The organism is Yoonia sp. KMU-150 (assembly GCF_056858355.1).
Genome location: NZ_JBXEQF010000001.1, coordinates 2,347,017 through 2,363,809, shown reverse-complemented (window position 1 = coordinate 2,363,809; position 16,793 = coordinate 2,347,017). Strand labels below are relative to the sequence as shown.

General features: G+C 61.5%; 16 protein-coding genes. 7 read left to right on the top strand and 9 right to left on the bottom strand.

Features of this window, described 5'->3' with window-relative positions:
* Positions 1 to 6 precede the first annotated feature (6 nt).
* The 9 genes from AC04PH_RS11820 to AC04PH_RS11780 all read right to left on the bottom strand — a co-directional run bounded on the left by AC04PH_RS11820 (position 7) and on the right by AC04PH_RS11780 (position 9,959).
* Positions 7 to 921, bottom strand: a complete 915-nt coding sequence (locus tag AC04PH_RS11820) for a sugar kinase (protein WP_483065936.1) — start codon at positions 919 to 921, stop codon at positions 7 to 9.
* Between the two features lie 12 nt (positions 922 to 933).
* Positions 934 to 1,677: an SDR family NAD(P)-dependent oxidoreductase gene (locus AC04PH_RS11815; RefSeq protein WP_483065935.1), complete on the bottom strand. Its 744-nt coding sequence runs from the start codon at positions 1,675 to 1,677 to the stop codon at positions 934 to 936.
* Positions 1,678 to 1,720: 43 nt separating this feature from the next.
* Complete coding sequence (locus AC04PH_RS11810; protein WP_483065934.1) at positions 1,721 to 2,671, bottom strand: NAD(P)-dependent oxidoreductase; 951 nt, start codon at positions 2,669 to 2,671, stop codon at positions 1,721 to 1,723.
* A complete protein-coding gene (locus AC04PH_RS11805) occupies positions 2,637 to 2,969 on the bottom strand; it encodes a cupin domain-containing protein (protein ID WP_483065933.1) in 333 nt (110 codons plus the stop codon). The genes AC04PH_RS11810 and AC04PH_RS11805 overlap by 35 nt, the downstream gene beginning before the upstream one ends.
* Before the next feature lie 17 nt (positions 2,970 to 2,986).
* The gene (locus AC04PH_RS11800; protein WP_483065932.1) at positions 2,987 to 5,308 is read right to left on the bottom strand and encodes a DUF4962 domain-containing protein; all 2,322 of its coding nucleotides are present in this window, start codon (positions 5,306 to 5,308) and stop codon (positions 2,987 to 2,989) included.
* Between the two features lie 79 nt (positions 5,309 to 5,387).
* Positions 5,388 to 6,947 carry a type 2 periplasmic-binding domain-containing protein gene (locus AC04PH_RS11795; RefSeq protein WP_483065931.1) on the bottom strand — a complete coding sequence of 520 codons (1,560 nt, stop codon included), beginning with the start codon at positions 6,945 to 6,947 and terminating at the stop codon, positions 5,388 to 5,390.
* A 23-nt stretch (positions 6,948 to 6,970) separates the two neighbouring features.
* Positions 6,971 to 7,852: a carbohydrate ABC transporter permease gene (locus tag AC04PH_RS11790; RefSeq protein WP_483065930.1), complete on the bottom strand. Its 882-nt coding sequence runs from the start codon at positions 7,850 to 7,852 to the stop codon at positions 6,971 to 6,973.
* A gap of 12 nt (positions 7,853 to 7,864) precedes the next feature.
* Positions 7,865 to 8,878: an ABC transporter permease gene (locus tag AC04PH_RS11785; protein WP_483065929.1), complete on the bottom strand. Its 1,014-nt coding sequence runs from the start codon at positions 8,876 to 8,878 to the stop codon at positions 7,865 to 7,867.
* A 4-nt stretch (positions 8,879 to 8,882) separates the two neighbouring features.
* On the bottom strand, positions 8,883 to 9,959 hold the full coding sequence (locus tag AC04PH_RS11780; protein WP_483065928.1) for an ABC transporter ATP-binding protein: 1,077 nt from the start codon (positions 9,957 to 9,959) through the stop codon (positions 8,883 to 8,885).
* Positions 9,960 to 10,118: 159 nt separating this feature from the next.
* On the opposite strand from AC04PH_RS11780, the gene AC04PH_RS11775 reads away from it, so the two are divergent.
* Genes AC04PH_RS11775 through manD form a run of 7 tightly spaced genes read left to right on the top strand, consistent with a single transcriptional unit; the run spans position 10,119 to position 16,750 of the window.
* On the top strand, positions 10,119 to 10,811 hold the full coding sequence (locus tag AC04PH_RS11775) for a GntR family transcriptional regulator (protein WP_483065927.1): 693 nt from the start codon (positions 10,119 to 10,121) through the stop codon (positions 10,809 to 10,811).
* A 51-nt stretch (positions 10,812 to 10,862) separates the two neighbouring features.
* The gene (locus AC04PH_RS11770; protein WP_483065926.1) at positions 10,863 to 12,236 is read left to right on the top strand and encodes an MATE family efflux transporter; all 1,374 of its coding nucleotides are present in this window, start codon (positions 10,863 to 10,865) and stop codon (positions 12,234 to 12,236) included.
* Between the two features lie 35 nt (positions 12,237 to 12,271).
* On the top strand, positions 12,272 to 13,027 hold the full coding sequence (kduD, locus tag AC04PH_RS11765) for a 2-dehydro-3-deoxy-D-gluconate 5-dehydrogenase KduD (RefSeq protein WP_483065925.1): 756 nt from the start codon (positions 12,272 to 12,274) through the stop codon (positions 13,025 to 13,027).
* Between the two features lie 16 nt (positions 13,028 to 13,043).
* Positions 13,044 to 14,915, top strand: a complete 1,872-nt coding sequence (locus AC04PH_RS11760) for an ABC transporter ATP-binding protein (protein ID WP_483065924.1) — start codon at positions 13,044 to 13,046, stop codon at positions 14,913 to 14,915.
* The gene (locus AC04PH_RS11755) at positions 14,912 to 15,082 is read left to right on the top strand and encodes a hypothetical protein (RefSeq protein ID WP_483065923.1); all 171 of its coding nucleotides are present in this window, start codon (positions 14,912 to 14,914) and stop codon (positions 15,080 to 15,082) included. Before AC04PH_RS11760 ends, AC04PH_RS11755 begins: the two co-directional genes overlap by 4 nt.
* Positions 15,075 to 15,527 (top strand): GNAT family N-acetyltransferase, encoded by a 453-nt coding sequence (locus AC04PH_RS11750; protein WP_483065922.1) that lies wholly within the window; start codon positions 15,075 to 15,077, stop codon positions 15,525 to 15,527. The genes AC04PH_RS11755 and AC04PH_RS11750 overlap by 8 nt, the downstream gene beginning before the upstream one ends.
* Complete coding sequence (manD, locus tag AC04PH_RS11745; RefSeq protein WP_483065921.1) at positions 15,524 to 16,750, top strand: D-mannonate dehydratase ManD; 1,227 nt, start codon at positions 15,524 to 15,526, stop codon at positions 16,748 to 16,750. The genes AC04PH_RS11750 and manD overlap by 4 nt, the downstream gene beginning before the upstream one ends.
* The last annotated feature ends 43 nt before the right edge of the window (positions 16,751 to 16,793 follow it).

Here is a 16,793-nt window from a genome sequence, read left to right as displayed (position 1 = left end):
TCTTGGTTACCTTTTCGGTAAGGCGGGCAAGGGCGCGTCGATCAGGGCGCCCTTGTGCTGCACGACCTCGCGCGACAGCGCGCAGGCATAGGCGATCCCGTCGGGCAGAGGCAGCCCTGCGGCGTGGCCCGCAAACAGGCCCGCATTGAAACTGTCACCGGCGGCGGTCGTGTCGGTTACACTGGACAGGACGTCGACGGGAAACTCGTCGACGGCAGACCCTTCGGCATAAAGCACCGCACCCGCGCCGTTCTTGACGACCACCGTTACCGCACCCGTTGCAATATAGCGTTCTGCCGTGGCCCGCGGGCTGGCGTCGGCGAACCAGTCCGCCTCATCCTCGAACGAGGGCAGGACAAGGTCGCTGACGGCGGCACCGTCCATGATCGCGGCCATCATTTCGGCCCCGGACGCCCAGAGTTTCGGGCGCAGGTTGGGATCGAAAGCGATGGTCTTTCCTGCGGCCCGCGCTTGCCCCAACGCAAGCAGCAGGTCCGTCCGCCGTGCCGGTGCGAGAATGGCAAGCGTGATCCCCGAGAAGTAGATCAGGTCGGCGGTCGCCATCGCCGCGTCCAGCGTCGCTGGGTCATCGGCAAGGGAGCGCGCCGCCGACTGGCCGCGCCAATAGGAAAAGCTGCGCTCGCCTTGATCCAGCGAAATCAGGTAAAGACCCACGGTCTTGCCCGCGGCCACCTGCACGAAACGATCGCTGACACCGCTGTCGCGCATGAAGGCACGCATCTTGTCGGAAATTGCATCGTCCCCCACAGCGGTCAGGTAGGACACCGCACATTGCGGCGAACAGCGCGCCAAATACCATGCGGTATTGAACGTGTCGCCCGCGAAACCCAGACGAAATTCGCCGTCCCCGTCGCCGGGGGCCAGCTCGGCCATACATTCGCCAATCGCAAGAACGCGCATGGCGCTTCCTTTCTACGAAAACAACATACCGCCGTTGATGTCGATATTGGCACCAGTGATAAAGGCGCTGTCGTCGCAGGCAAGGAAGAGGACGAGGTTGGCGGCGTCGTCCACATGGCCCTGCCGCTTCAGCGGGGCGTTCGCCTCGAACCCGCGACGGCCCGCATCGGGCGTGTGGATGTTGTGGAAATCGGTGTCGATCATACCGGGGCACAGCGCGTTGACACGGATGTCGGGGCCAAGTTCCTTGGCCAGACCGCGTGTCATGGTCATCACCGCGCCCTTGGACGTGGCATAGGCCACGGCACCGGGCCCGCCGCCATCCCGGCCCGCCTGCGAGGCGATATTGACGATGGCGCCCGTGGTCATATGCGCAAGGCAGGTCTTGGTCATCATGAATGTGCTGGTCAGGTTCAGCGTCATCACGCTGTTCCAATGGGCCAGGTCCATTTCGGCAATCGTCTTGCGCGCGATCAGGCCGCCCGCGTTGTTCACCAGCACGTCCACGCCGCCGAAGTTGTCCACGGCAGCGCCGACCAGCGCATCGACTCCCGCCTGGGTGTTCAGGTCGGCCTGCACGGCGACAGCCTTGCCACCCGCGCCTGTGATGTCGGCCACGACGCTGTCGGCCCCTTTCGAGCTTTCGAAATAGCTGATCGCGACACTGGCCCCTTCTGCTGCGAGCTTTCTGGCGACAGCGGCCCCGATGTCCCGGCCACCGCCGGTCACGATGGCGGTCTTTCCTGCAAGTTTCATGGGTGTCCTTCCTGTTGTGGCCAGTGCTGGCGGGACCGTGGCGTCAGCGTTCGAGTTTCATGAAATAGTCGAAAATCTCGGGCACGTTGCCATCGCCCAGACCTGCGTCCACGGCCGCTACCAGATTGTGAGAGGTACCTTCGGCGATTTGCGCGCGGGTGCCCACATCCTCGGCCATGGCGAGGAAATAACGAAGATCCTTGCTGGCATTGTTGATCGTGAACCCCAGGTCGCTGACCCCGTCGACGGCATAGTTCCTGCAGAAGCCCATGAAAGGAGAATTGGACGGCCCGGCAGACATGATGTCATAGAGCTGCTGGCGGTCGACGCCCGCGCGGTCGGCCACAGCGAAAGCCTGCGACATGGCGCAGACAGTGGTCATGCCGATGTAATTGTTGATCAGTTTCGTGACGTGGCCCGCGCCGAGCGCGCCCAAATAGAAGACATTTTCGCCCTGTTCGTCCAGCACCGGTTTCACCTTGTCGAAGGTGGCCCTGTCGCCCGCCGCCATGATGTTCAGCAATCCGTCCCTGGCGTGCGCGGGCGTGCGCCCGAGCGGAGCGTCGATCATGCCCGCGCCCTTGTCGGCGAGGTCCGCACCGATCTTGCGGGTGGAGGCCGGGATCGACGTGCCGAAGTCGATGAGCACGGCACCTTCCCTGATCCCCGCAAAGATACCGTCGTCACCATAGACAAGGCTTTCGACGACATCGGACGTGGTCACGCAGAGCATCACGATATCGCTGGCCTCTGCCACCGCGCGCGGGGTTGCCGCCTCACTGGCGTTGCCACGGGCCAGAACCGCTTCGACCGCATCGCGTTTGCGGCCCATCACGACAACCCTGAACCCCCGCGTCTGGAGATTTTCGACCATGTTGCCGCCCATAAGTCCAAGGCCGATAAAGCCGATAACGGGTTTGGTCATGATATCGTCTCCGGTATGTGGGGGATCATGGCGATCACAGGAAGTCTTCGCGGCGCGGTGTAAAGACATCAAGCAGCGTGCCGGCCTCCAGGCAGGTTGCGCCGTGTTCGATATCGGGCTGCTTGTAAAGGCTGTCGCCCGCGCCCACGACATAACTCTTGCCGCCGACGCTGAATTCGAACCTGCCCGACATCACATAGGTGATCTGTTCGTGGACATGATGGTGCAGGGGCGCGGTCACGCCGGCCTCGAAATGAACCTCGACCACCATCAGGTTGTCGTTGTGGGCGCAGACCTTGCGCGACAGGCCATCGGCCACGGTCTCAAGCCTGTTGTCGCTTTCGGGGAAGTAATTCTTGACAGTCATCGGTGTCTCCGCGTGCCTTAGCTATTTGCCAGTTTTTTCATCACGACCTTGAAGGTGTGTTCATCGGGATCGGTGAAATAAAGATCAGCGTCATAGCCCTGATCGTCCATGAAGTTGAAAATCCGTTTCGGAGCATCCAGCCGGTAGGGCACCAGAAGCGTCGCGATGCGGTGTCGGGTTGCGGCTGGGTAGTGGGCTGTCAGGCAGGTGCTGACGGGCAGGCCTTTATAGTCGTCCGGGTCCACATCGGTGAATTCGGTCTTTTGGCTGATCTGCGCCTTGCCGCTTTCCGACCAGACCACCTGACCGTAGAAGCCGGACCGCGTCTGCGTGTTGCGGAACGATGACTTGCCAAGCTCGAACGGTTCGTTGGCGTGCAGCAGCCAGTCGAGCGTGACGGGGCTGTCCGCGTCGACCTTGTCGACGATCACGAAGTAGGAGTTGCGCACGAAGTAAACCTCGCGCTCGGCCAGCGTGACCTCGGGCGACAGGCTTTGGTAGGCTGGTGTGGCATCGCCGCAGATATAAATGTGGTCATCGCGCTGTTCGGCGGCGACGATGCGGCCGTTCGACGCCAGCGCCTTGGCTTTGTCCTTGCCGGCATACTGCCCCTTGCCGTTGATCAGGATCGCGTTTTTGGAGCGTGTCTGACGCCGCCATTTCTGATGCATCGAGGAATTGAAGGCGACGTAATAGCCAGACTGGATCGCCTGATCCTCGCCATAGGCTGCCATGCAGAACGCGTTCTGATCACCGTGGCTGTGACTGATCGAGCCGTAGGGGGAGGATTTGAAGACGAATTGGATGTGTTCATCCGGGTCCGCCATCGCGTGTTGAACGCCGACCCATCCGACGCCCTTGAAGTGGCGAAAGCCGCTTTCGGGCGGCGTTGCCTCGACCGTCGGCCAATCTGTACGGAACGCCAGTTCGTCGAACCGGGTATCCCACCAGCCCCAATTATAAAAATCGCCCTCGGTACCCGGGTTCAGGCGATGATTTTCATCGCAATACCACTGATAGGCACCGTTGCCGGTCACACCCCCGAACTGGCGCAGGTTCATGCCGATCTTGATGCAGGTCAGATCGCCCATGGTACTGTCGTCGCCAAAGGTCGCGCGGCGGGTGTTCGGCGCCTTGGTGAACAGCGGGAAGTCGGCGGTGTTCTGAAAGAAGGGCCGATCATAGATGTTGAGACCAGTATAGGATTTCAGCCAGTTGGCGGCATCCAGCAGATAGGAAATGCCCGTCATCCAGTAGTGCGGACCTTCGGCCCAGCCCCCCTCTGCGTCGCCCCAGGGCGAATAAACCGTGTAGAGAAACTCGATCCCGTAGTTCAGCCATTCCTCTGCCTGGCCGGTGTCGTCATCATGCAGCAACGCGATGCAGGCCGGGATGATACAGGACGACACCGACCGCACGGCGTGGCTGTCATAGGGAAAGAGATGGATTTTCGCGTTCAGGATCGCGTGGTCGGCGATGTCGCGGGTCCGTTCGAGCAATGCTGCGCGGACCGTCACACGCTCATCCTCGGAGAGGTCGTCGTAGAGCCAATCATAGCCCCAGGTCAGCGCGTTGCACACGCGGTAGGCCCATTCATCCGTATAGGCGCGCGACGTGACACCCATCGGGTCCCAGCTTGCGGCCTCGAGCAACCATTCCTTGGCGCGGGCGGTCAGCGCCGCGTCGTCCGTGACTTTGCCGCCGATGGCAAGATGGCGGATCGCATACCAGACCTCTTGCCGGTCGATATAGGTCTGCCGCCAGACCGGTGCAGTCCGCTGATGGTTGGGATAGCCTGCCGGTTCGCGAATGATGTCGCGGTCCATCCACGGCAGGACGGATTTTTCATAGAACGCGGACCATGTGCAATGATCCGGGTCCGCCGCGACGGCGGTCTTGAACGCCTCCAACCGGTCGGATGTCATCCACAGGCGCGGATGGTCCGTCGCCACGTTCGAAAGGCGTTCGGCGCGCGCGGGCAGGGACGTCCCCGCCAGCCCCTTGGGCACGGTAAAGCTGCGCGTACTGCTCCAGTCGCTGGATGGTGCGCCGGTCTCGGCATCCCATGTGGCATAGGACCAGTGATAATCACCCGGGTCCAGAACGTGGTCAGGCGTAAAGAAATTCAGTGGCAGACCTTCATAGACCTGCGTCTTACCCTTCGGGAACGTCGGATCGGCGGATAGACGCAGCACGTATTTGCTGTCTTCGTCCACCACAGGAATCCACGTGAACCGGGGCGGGTTTTCGTCCACGCCTGTTTCGGCGACGGGCGCGTACTGGATCGTCAGTCGCCCGGCTTTGGGTTCATCAAGCGTAGGAAGTCTGGTGGCCGACATCGGTCAGTGGTCCCGCATTTTCAATTCAGGAAAGACAAGGCCCGGGGCGGCGGCACCGCCGCCCCGGGTGATTGGTCAATCAGCCGCCGTACTGACGGTCATAGGCGGACTGCATCACGCCAAGCAGTTCCTGCATCCCCATGTCATCCAACTGGGCAAGGTAGGCGTCCCAGTCTTCCATCACGTCGCCGTTGCCAAGAATCCAGCCCTGCTGACGCTCCAGCATGTAGTCGCGGATCGAGCCCCAGGTCCGGTCATAGACCTGCTGTTCCTCTGCCGTGAAGGCCACGCCGAGGAAGTCCGGGATCAGGTAGTCACCCTGTTCGTAAAGCTCGATCCCGGCCAGCGCGAATTCGTTGGTCCACTGGATTTCATAGTCGTAATCCTGGAAGTACCCACGGGCCTGCAGCTGTGCACCGTTTTGGTAGAGCGAACGGTTCACCGGACCCTGGGCCAGGAACTCCTCGGTGAAGATCGGTTCTCCGTCGATCATTTCATAGTGCATGCCTTCGACGCCGAAGTTGGCGAGACGACGGCCTTCCTCGGTGAACCAGAAGTCGAAATACTTGATCGTCTCGACGACGTTCTCGTTGGTATGGCCGATGGCCCAGCCGTCCGGCTTCACAAGGATGCGGCGGTGCTCTTCGATCCGGTTGCCGCCGACAGAGGCGGGCGGGGCCATCGCCTCGAAGGCGAAACCGTCGATTTCGGACGACAGGCTGTTGTAGCCACCGGTCGAGGCGAACCAGTCGTGGGTCGAGCCGCCAAGGTTTTCGGACAGCAGGAAGTCACGCGCGGATGAGCCACGGGTAAAGATTTCAGGATCGATCAGACCGTCCGCATACCAGCGCGCGAGGTTGGCGATACCGTCGCGATAACCCTCGCCGATGTAACCGTGGCCGATCTTTCCGTCTTCGACCAGGAAGTCATGGTAGGTGTCGGACCCGTGCGCACGACCATCCCAGAGCGTCACCAGACGGATCAGTTCGGGCCACTGACGGGCGAAGAAGGGCACTTCGTCGGCGATACCGTTGCCATTGGGGTCCTGTGTCTTGAAGGCGCGCAGGACGGCTTCGTATTCCTCGACAGTCTGCGGCACTTCAAGGTCAAGTGCGTCGAGCCAGTCGGTGCGGATCCAGTAGGCGCGGCCGTATTTACCGTCGGGCAGATAGGGCACGTAATACATCTGGCCATCGGCCGCCTTGACCGCAGCCTCGATATCGGGACGTGTCGCGTAGTAGGCCGCGATGTTGGGTGCGTGTTCCGCGATCAGATCGTTGAGCGGCACAAAGGCACCTTCGGGACCGAACTGGTTGACGAAATCCTTGATCCGGCTGGAACCGACGATGTCGGGAATGGCACCGCCCGCCAGCATCAGGTTCAGCGCCTCGGTGCGGCCGGTATTTTCGTCCGTGCGCATGTTGGCGCCGACGGTGTCGTTGATCAGGTGGATGCCGGTCATTTCACGAGCGGCCTGTTCGACGGGCCAGTCTTCCTCATAGACCGGGTAGCGCGCGTGGTTCATCTGGATTGTCAGTTCCAGCGGTTCATCGACGATCCGCAGGTGACCTTCCGCAAAGGCGGGTGATGTGATGGCACTCGCGGACAGCAAGGCCGCGGCCAGGCTCAGTTTACGCATTTGATTTCCTCCCATTTGCGTTTTCATTCCTTGACACCCCCAAGCAGGATGCCTTTTTCGAAATATTTCTGGATGAACGGATAGACGATCAGCACGGGGATGATCGAACATACGATGATCGCCGCGGTCACGGTTTCCGCGCTGAACCCCGCGGCAGTTTGGACCATGGCGAATTCGTCATCGTCGCTCAGGTTTGCGATGGTGTGGCGCAGGAACACCTGCAGCGGGATCTTGTCCTCGGACTGCAGCAGGACCATGGCCCAGAAAAACCCGTTCCAGCGCGATACGATGCAGAACAGCGTGATCGTGGCGATGGCCGGTTTGCTGAGCGGGATGAATACCTTCCACAGCACCTGAAAATCATTGGCCCCGTCCATGCGCGCGGCCTCTTCGAAGCTCTGCGGGATCGATTCAAAGAAGTTGCGCAGCAGGATGATGTTGAAGGCGTTGATCGCGAAGCCGATGATGATACCGAACATGCTGTCCAGCAGTCCCAGATCGCGCATGTTCAGAAAGAACGGGATCAGGCCCGCGTTGAACCACATGGTGAACGCGATGAAGAGATTGAAGAACCGCCGGCCCTTCAGTTGCGGGCGCGACAGCGCATAGGCGCAGGGCACGATGAACACGAGGCTCATGATCGTGCCGCCGATCGTGTAGATGAACGTGTTGCGGTAGCTTAGCCAGAACTGCGGGTCCGTAACGATATAGCCATATGCCTCCAGCGTGGCGTCAATCGGGGTCAGCACGACCTTGCCCGCCTGAGCCGCGAAACCGGAGCTGAACGAGACGGCGGCGATATAGATAAACGGGTAGAGCGTGGCCACCGTAAACATGCCGATCAGCACCGACACGATGATCGCGAACAGTTTGTCGCCGCGGGAATAGAGGTTCCAGTTCATCATGGGTCTATCCTCCTACCAGAGCGACGTGCGCGAGTAGCGCCGCGACAGGGTATTGGCGGTCATCACCAGCACAAAGGCGACGACGGCGTTGAACAGACCCGCGGCAGCGGCAAGATCGTACTGGCCGGACTGCAGACCCTGCCGGTAAACCCATGTGTTGACGACATCGGCGGTCTCGTATGTCGACGGCTGGTAGAGCAGGATCACAAGCTCGAACGACACTTCCATGACGTTGCCGATGCGGATGATGAGCATGATCAGAATTGTCGGCAGGATCGACGGGATAGTGATTTTCCACATCATCTGCCAGCGGTTCGCCCCGTCCACCACGGCACTTTCGTAAAGCGACGGGTTCACACCCGCGATGGCGGCCAGAAAGACGATGGAGCCGAAGCCGGCCTCTTGCCAGATGCCCGTACCCACGAAGATCGGGCGGAACCATTGCGGCTGGGTCAGGAAATAGATCGGGTCCATGCCGAACCAGCCGATGATCGTGTTGATGATACCGGCCGTGGGCGAAAAGGCGGTGATTACGATCCCGGCGATGATCACGGAAGAAATGAAGTGCGGCAGATACACGATGGTCTGCGCGGTCCGCTTGTAGGTGGCGTGCATGACCTCGTTGAACATCAGCGCAAGGATGATCGGGGCAGGGAAGCCGAACAGCAGATTGTAGAAGCTGATGGTGATCGTGTTTCGGACGGCGCGGATGAACTGGTCGTTGTTGAAAAGTGTCTGGAAATGTTCCCATCCGATCCAAGGGCTGCCGGCGACACCGCGGAAAATCGAATAGTCCTTGAAGGCGATCTGCAGGCCGTACATCGGCTTGTACAGGAAAACGAGAAACCAGACGATCGTCGGCAGCAGCATCGCGTAGATCTGCCATTCGCGGCGAAAGTGGTCCCAGACCTTGACCCAGTTCTTGTCCGGTGTGCGGGTCTGCTTGCGGTCGCGCAGCGCCTCGTTCGCCTCGACGACGACTTCTTCGATGGGGATTCCGCCGACGTCGGAATTGCGATCAGACATCGCCCTAGCCCCCCACCTTCAGCGCGCGTCCGGTTTCGGCGTCGAACAGTTTGACCAGATGCGACGGCACATGCACCGCATCCACGCCGGACAGATGGGCGATATCGCCGTTGGTGTCGGCCTTGAACACCAGCTCCGTCTCGCCATGCCGCGCGTGAAGCAGTGCCTCCGACCCCAGCGGCTCGACCAGATCGAGATTGATCGGCAGTGTGGACGAAGGCCCTTCTGCGGTCAGCGTCACATGCTCGGGCCGGATACCCACGATCACATCCCGCCCCGCATGGGCCGCGACAGATCCGTTGATTTTGATTTCCGAATTACCGATCTGCGCGCCGGTTTCCGTCAGCTTCGCTTTCATCTGGTTCATCGGCGGTGACCCGAGAAAACCCGCGACGAATGTGTTGGCCGGGTCGTTGAACAGCTCCATCGGTGTGCCGATCTGTTCGATCCGGCCATCGTTCATCACCACGATCCGGTCGGCCAGCGTCATCGCCTCGACCTGATCATGGGTCACGTAGATCGAGGTGACCCCAAGACGGTTGTGCAGACGCTTGATTTCTGCCCGCATCTGGGTGCGCAGCTTGGCGTCGAGGTTCGAAAGAGGCTCGTCGAACAGGAATACCTTTGGGTGACGCACGATCGCACGGCCCATGGCGACCCGCTGGCGCTGCCCGCCCGACAAATCGGCGGGACGACGATCGAGGTAGGGGGTCAGGCCAAGAATTTCGGCGACATCGTCAATCGTGGTTTTGATCTCGGCCTTCGGCATTTTCCGGATACGCAGGCCAAAGGCCATGTTGTCCGCCACGTTCAGGTGTGGATAAAGCGCGTAGTTCTGGAACACCATCGCCACATCACGGTCTTTCGGGGCGATGCGGTTCATCCGGCGACCGTCGATCATCAGGTCGCCGTCGGTGATCTCCTCAAGCCCCGCGATCATGCGCAGGGTCGTGGATTTGCCGCAGCCCGACGGGCCGACAAGCACCACGAATTCCTTTTCGGCCACGTTCAGATCGATGCCGTGAACAACCTGCAAAGCCCCGTAGGCCTTTACGATACCTTCCAGTTCAACACCGGCCATCGTCCCCTCCACGTGTCGCACCCGGACCGCATTTTCCAGCGGCCGGCGAATCGTTTCCTCGGTTCTGGTATACTAGTCGAATTTCTGGAATGCTAGTCTGGTATACTAGTTTACTTTGTGCTACTCGTCGGGCAGCTTGTGGTCGAAGGGACTGTAATGATGGCGCAGACACTGACACAGAATGAACGGCGCACGAGTGTCGACGATGTCTTCGACACGCTGCACGAACAGATCGTCACGCTGCACCTCAAACCCGGCGACCGTATATCCGAGGCCGAGATCGCGGCGCAGTTCGGCGTGTCGCGGCAGCCCGTCCGCGATGCGTTCAGCCGGCTTGCCAATCTTGACCTGCTTTTGATCCGGCCCCAGCGCGCGACCGAGGTGCGGCGCTTTTCCATGCGGCAGATCGAAAAGGCCCGCTTTATCCGCGCTGCAATCGAGAAAGAGGTGCTGCGCCGCGCCGCGACCCACTGCGACGACAAGGGCGAGGCAAAGCTGAACGCCGCACTTGCCGCGCAGGCAGAGGCGGTCGCCGCCACGGATGTCGAACGGTTCGGACAGCTTGACTATGAATTTCACGAGGTCCTGTGTGTCATCGCGCAGGTCGACTATGCGTTCGAGGTCATCCTCGAGGAGAAAGCCAAGGTCGACCGTCTTTGCATGCTCGGCATCGAAAAGGAGCAGCGTATCCCCGAGCTGCTGGCCGATCACAAAGCCATCGCCGACGCCGTCGTCGCCCATGATGGCGACCAGGCGGTCGCGGCGGGCCTCAAGCACCTTTCGCGTCTGGATACCACGATCGAGCGGATCACGGCGACCAACGCAAATTACTTCGAGAGCGCGAACGCCTGAGCGCGACAAATATCCCGTCGCAGGCACGATGCGCGGGAACGGAACCGGTCCATGACCTCGATTTCAGATCACCCCAGACCGACGCCCGGCCCCGGTGCCGCGCAGGTATTCGCATTGGCCTGGCCGATGACGCTCAAGGCGATTTTCCTGCATGGCACCGTCGTCATCGACGGCTTCCTGCTGTCGTCGCTGGGCGAAGGCGCGCTTGCGGCGATGGGGCTGGCCGCAGCACTTGGCGGGATCGTGCTGGGCGTGATCTTTGCGTTTTCCCACGCCATGCAAATTCGTACCGCACAGGCCTTTGGCGGTGGCGATCCTGTGTTCCTGAAATCCGTGCTTGCCGCGGGGCTGACCATCAGCATCGGGATCGGGGTTATCGGTGTTGCCCTGATCCAGATCTGGGGCGACACGCTGATCGGCGCGCTGGCTCCGACCGATCAGATCGCGGCCGATGCCCAGACCTATCTTCTGATCTTCACCGTCGTCATTCTGGGCGAAGGTGTCGGTCAATGCATCGCCAGCTTCTTCAACGGATGCAGCCGCAGCAAGCTGCCGCTTTACGGCTATCTGCTGTCTGTGCCGATCAACGTTCTCGCCAGCATCGGGCTGATCCATGGGCTGTGGGGTCTGCCTGCGCTGGGTGTGGCGGGCGCGGCGCTGGGCAGTGCCGTCGCGATCACGGTGCAGACCCTGTTCTGGGTGGCCCTGCTGCTGCGCACCAACGGACACTTGCGGCATGTCACTGGCTGGCGTCACGGCACGTTCGGGCCCACGGTGCGGCGTCACCTGACCTTTGCCCTGCCGATCGCCGCGACCTTCGTCAGTGCCACCCTGTCCACCCATGTCTGTTCGCTGATCTATGCGAATATGTCGCTCTACGGCTTCGCCGCGCTGACCCTCATCGCCCCTTGGAACCTGCTGGCCGGGCAGGTGGCGATGCAGTGGACGCAGGCCACGGGCATCATCGTGGCGCAGTTGTTGGGGAAACACACACATGGTGACGTGCTCGACCGGTTTCTGTCGCGCGCGTGGATCGGGGCCTTTGTCGCGGCGGGGATCGTGTCGCTGATCTTTCTGGCGATGTGTCTATCGCTGGACTGGATCTACCCCAATCTGGAGCCACAAACCCGCGCGATCCTGTTCGGGTTCCTGCCGATCCTGCTGATCATCCAGTTCCCCCGCGCCACGAACGCGATCTGCGGCAACACCCTGCGCGCGGCAGGCGACACGGTTTATGTCATGCATATTTTCATCTGGTCGCAATGGGCGTTTCGCGTGCCGGCCACGGCACTGTTCGTTCTTTACCTCGACCTTTCCGCCTTCTGGATACTGTCGCTGTTCCTGTGGGAGGAGGTCATCAAATTCCCCGCATTCCATCGCCGCCTGTGGCGCGGTGACTGGAAGCGGTCAGACGTCGCCGCATGATCCCGGTCGAAACACTCAATCCGAAAGGACAAGCAATGAACCGATTTTCCCTGGATACCACACGGGCCTTCGTCACCGGTGCCAACACCGGTATCGGACAGGCGATCGCGGTCGATCTGGCGCGCCACGGCTGTCACGTGATCGCGGTGGGCCGTTCGTCGATGGAAGAGACGCTCGCCCGTGTCGCGGAGGTCGGTGGGACAGCCGATGCCGTGCAGGCCGATCTGGGCACGGTCGCGGCCGCACAGGCGGCATTCGAAAAGGCCGAGGCGGAGTTCGGTCCCATCGACACGCTGGTCAACAACGCGGGCATCATCCGCCGCGACGACAGCCTCGCCTTCACCGAAGCGGATTGGGACGCGGTGATGGACATCAATCTCAAGGTCGTTTTCTTCCTGTCGCAAGCCTTCGCAAAGTCCCGCGTCGCCGCAGGGCAGGGGGGCAGCATCATCAACATCGCGTCGCTTCTGTCGTTTCAGGGCGGTATTCGCGTGCCGTCCTATACGGCCTCCAAAAGCGGGGTCGCGGGGCTGACGAAAATCCTGTCGAACGAATGGTCGGCAAAAGGCATCACGGTCAACGCGGTCGCGCCGGGGTATGTCGTCAGCAACAACACCACCGATCTGCGTAACGATCCCGACCGCAACATGGCCATCCTCGACCGTATTCCGCTGGGCCGCTGGGCCGAGCCGGAGGATATCGCGGGTGCCGTCACATTTCTGGCGGGGCCCGCCGCGCGTTATGTCACGGGGATCACGCTGCCCGTCGATGGCGGCTGGCTGGGCCGCTAGGACAGGAGGTACCCTGGTGCTGAAGGCATACGATACCGCCACGCGCGCCGCGCTCAACCTCGTGGATCCGTATGTTCACGGGGACGGGGCCGTGCCGCAGGACCGGGTCTGGCCTTATCTGCGCGCCCATTTTTACCCGCTGCGCTGGGTCATCGTGCTGAGCCTGCTGATGACGACCCTTGCCGCCAGCGTGGAGGTCTGGCTGATCAGCTATGCAGGACGCCTGATCGACATGCTGGCGGCAGGCGCGCCAGCGACGATCTGGCGGGATCATGCCCCCAGCCTGATCTTCGCCGCGGTGATGCTGGTCCTGCTGCGCCCATTGATCCAGTTCCTGCGCCATGCGGTCAACGACATCGGGCTGGATGCCAACGCAGCCAGTCTGTTTCGCTATCGTGCCCACGCCCATCTGACTCAACAGCCCGTCGGCTGGTTTCAGGAGGACCTTGCCGGGCGCACCGCCTCGCGTCTGGTGCTGATGGGCAACTACGCCACCGCCGTGATCTACCAGTCCCTGAACGCGGTCGCGTTCGGTGCGGTCTATATGGTCGGGATCGTCGTGTTCATGGCCGGTACCGATGCCCGGCTGGCGCTGCCGCTGCTGCTGTGGGCAGCCCTTTATGCCGGGATCATGATCTGGATCGTGCCGCGGGTCGTCCGAGCGATGGAGACCTTCATGGCGGCGAAATCCGCGCTGCTGGGGCAGGTCGTCGACGTGTTTTCCAACTTCGACACGGTCAGCCTGTTCGCCAGCCGGTCCGAGATCGAACAGAACCACACCGACGCGCTGGAACACACCCGCCAGAAGCTGTTTCACGCGCGCCAGATCAGCGTCGGTCTGCGCACCACGACGATCTGGCTGGAAGGGGTCATTATCGTGGGGTTCGTCGGTTGCGGCATCTGGTTCTGGTCGCAAGGCATGGCGACGATCGGTGTCGTCGGCACGACGATCGCCCTCTCCCTGCGCATCGCCAACCTCGCCGAATGGGTCATGGATGCGGTGGGACGTATTTTCGAACAGGTCGGCTCTGTCCGCGAGGCGCTCAGAACCCTCGGCCAGCCCCTTGCCATCCCCCATGATGCGGCATCGCCGGACCTTGTGTTGAAACAGGGCGCTATTGAAATCTCGGGCGTGCGCCATCGCTACGGCAAACAGGACGGCGGTTTGGAGCGGGTGGACCTCTCTATCGCCCCGGGCGAACGCATCGGGCTGGTCGGCCCGTCCGGTGCCGGCAAGTCGACGCTGGTCAACCTGATCCTGCGATTTTATGCCCCGGAAGAAGGGACGATCTGCATTGATGGACAGGACGTGGCGCAGGTCGCGCCGCAAAGCCTGCGGGACAGTATCGGGATGGTCAGTCAGCAGGCCGCCCTGCTGAACCGCTCGGTGCGCGACAACATCGCGCTGGGTCAGCCGGACGTGACGCAGGATGACATCGAACGGGCCGCGCGCCAGGCCCACGCCCATGATTTCATCCTCGGTCTGCAGGACAGCAGGGGCCGCCGCGGTTATGACGCCCATGTGGGCGAACGTGGCGTGAAGCTGTCCGGCGGGCAGCGCCAGCGCGTCGCACTGGCCCGCGTGATCCTCAAGAATGCGCCGATCATGATCCTGGACGAGGCGACAAGCGCGCTCGACAGCACTGTCGAGGCCGAAATCCAGACTGCCCTGCGCGAGGTTATGGCGGGCAAGACCGTCATCGCCATCGCACACCGTCTGTCCACCATCGCAGAACTCGACCGCATCGTCGTCATGGACGAAGGCCGTATCGTCGAACAGGGCAGCCATGAAGACCTGCTGACAAGGGACGGGCTGTATGCGACGTTCTGGGCCCGGCAGTCCGGCGGGATCATCGGGGTCCGGGATACGGAACAGGCCGAAACATGACGGGCGTGACCGAATATTGCCGGCACGTCCTTGCGCGCCATTTCATCGGCGATATCGCAGGGACCAGCGCGCCCGCCTATCCGACCTTTGCCGATGACGCGCTGTATCGGAACGTTTTTGATGTGATCCGTAAAGGCAGAACATTGGGAAATATGTCTGATGCCTGAGAAAATACACTTGCGGCAGGCGGAGCGTTCGGACCGGCAATACCTGCTTTGGCTCGAAGAGGTCTGCATGAAAGACTACGCGGTTGCGCTTTGGGGGCAATGGCGGCCATCGGCCACTTTGGAGGACCTCGACCACCGCCACCACGATATGATCGAAGTCCGAGGCGAAACCGTCGGATGCATCGCCACGCGCCTGGAGCAGGACGCGCTCTTCATTACCAAGTTGTACCTCGCGCCCAAAGCCCGCAATCGCGGAGTCGGCTCGCAAGCCTTGAAGCAGGTTGTAGAGCGCAGCACACATCTGGGACGCCCGGTGCGTCTTCGGGTCCTCGTCAACAACCCGGCGGTGTCATTCTATCGACGCCACGGGTTCGTTATCGACACGCAGACGGCCGAGCATGTCTACCTCATTCGCAACCCGCTGGCCAAGGAGCGCACGACATGAAAATTACCGACGCAAAGGTCTTCGTGGGCGGGCCGGGGAAGAACTATGTCACGCTCAAGATCATGACCGATCAAGGCATCTACGGTCTGGGCGATGCCACGCTCAACAATCGCGAAACCCTGCCTGCGGCCTATCTACGCGACTATCTGATCCCCAATCTGATCGGTATGGACCCGCGCCGGAGCGAGGACATCTGGCAGTTTTTCTATCGCGGTGCCTATTTCCGGCGCGGGCCGATCGCCATGGCGGCATTCGGCGCGATCGACATGGCGCTCTGGGACATCAAGGGCAAATTGGCCGATATGCCGCTCTATCAGCTTTTCGGCGGGAAAAGCCGCGACAGTGCCATGGTCTACGCGCATGCCACGGGGGCGGACTTGCCCGACTTGATCGACTCCGTCGCCCGCTATGTCGATCAGGGATACAAGGCCGTGCGGGTCCAATGCGGCATCCCCGACATGCCCACCGCCAGCTATGCGGTACCGGATGAAAGGGGCGGGGACGGTGACTACATCACCGATTTCAGCGGCATCCGCCCGAAGACCGAAATCTGGGACACGGACAAATACCTCCGGTTCATGCCCGACGCCCTCGCCGAAATCCGCAGCACCTTCGGACCTGACCTGAAGATCCTGCACGATGTGCATCACCGTCTTTTGCCGCGCGAGGCCGCGGTCCTGGCCAAAGCCGTCGAACCCGTGGGTCTCTACTGGCTCGAAGATCCGACCCCGGCGGAGGATCAGAATGCCCTGCGGCTGGTGCGCCAACACAGCACCACGCCCATCGCCATCGGCGAGGTGTTCAATGCGATCTACGATTGCCACACACTGATACAGGACGAACTGATCGACTTTATCCGCGTTGCCGTAACCTATGCCGGTGGCATCACGCCCACCAAACGGATTGTCGATCTGGCTGGTCTGCATCACATCCGCACCGGGTTTCACGGCGCGCCCAGCCATTCGCCGATCTCGATGGCGGCGCAACACCATCTGAACGCCTGGGCACCCAACTTCGGCATTCAGGAGTTTCTCGTGCTGGGCACACCGGAGTGCGACGCGCTGTTCCCGGCTGCGCATCGCATGCGGGAGGGTGCGGTATACGTCAGTGATGCGCCCGGTCTTGGCGTCGATTTCGATGAACGCGAGGCGGCGAAATATGAATACGAACCGGGAAGCCACCCTGTCGTGCGCCTGCAGGACGGAACGCTCTGGAACTACTGAAGACCGGTCATACCGAATTCACGTCAATCCTTCGCCTGCCCAA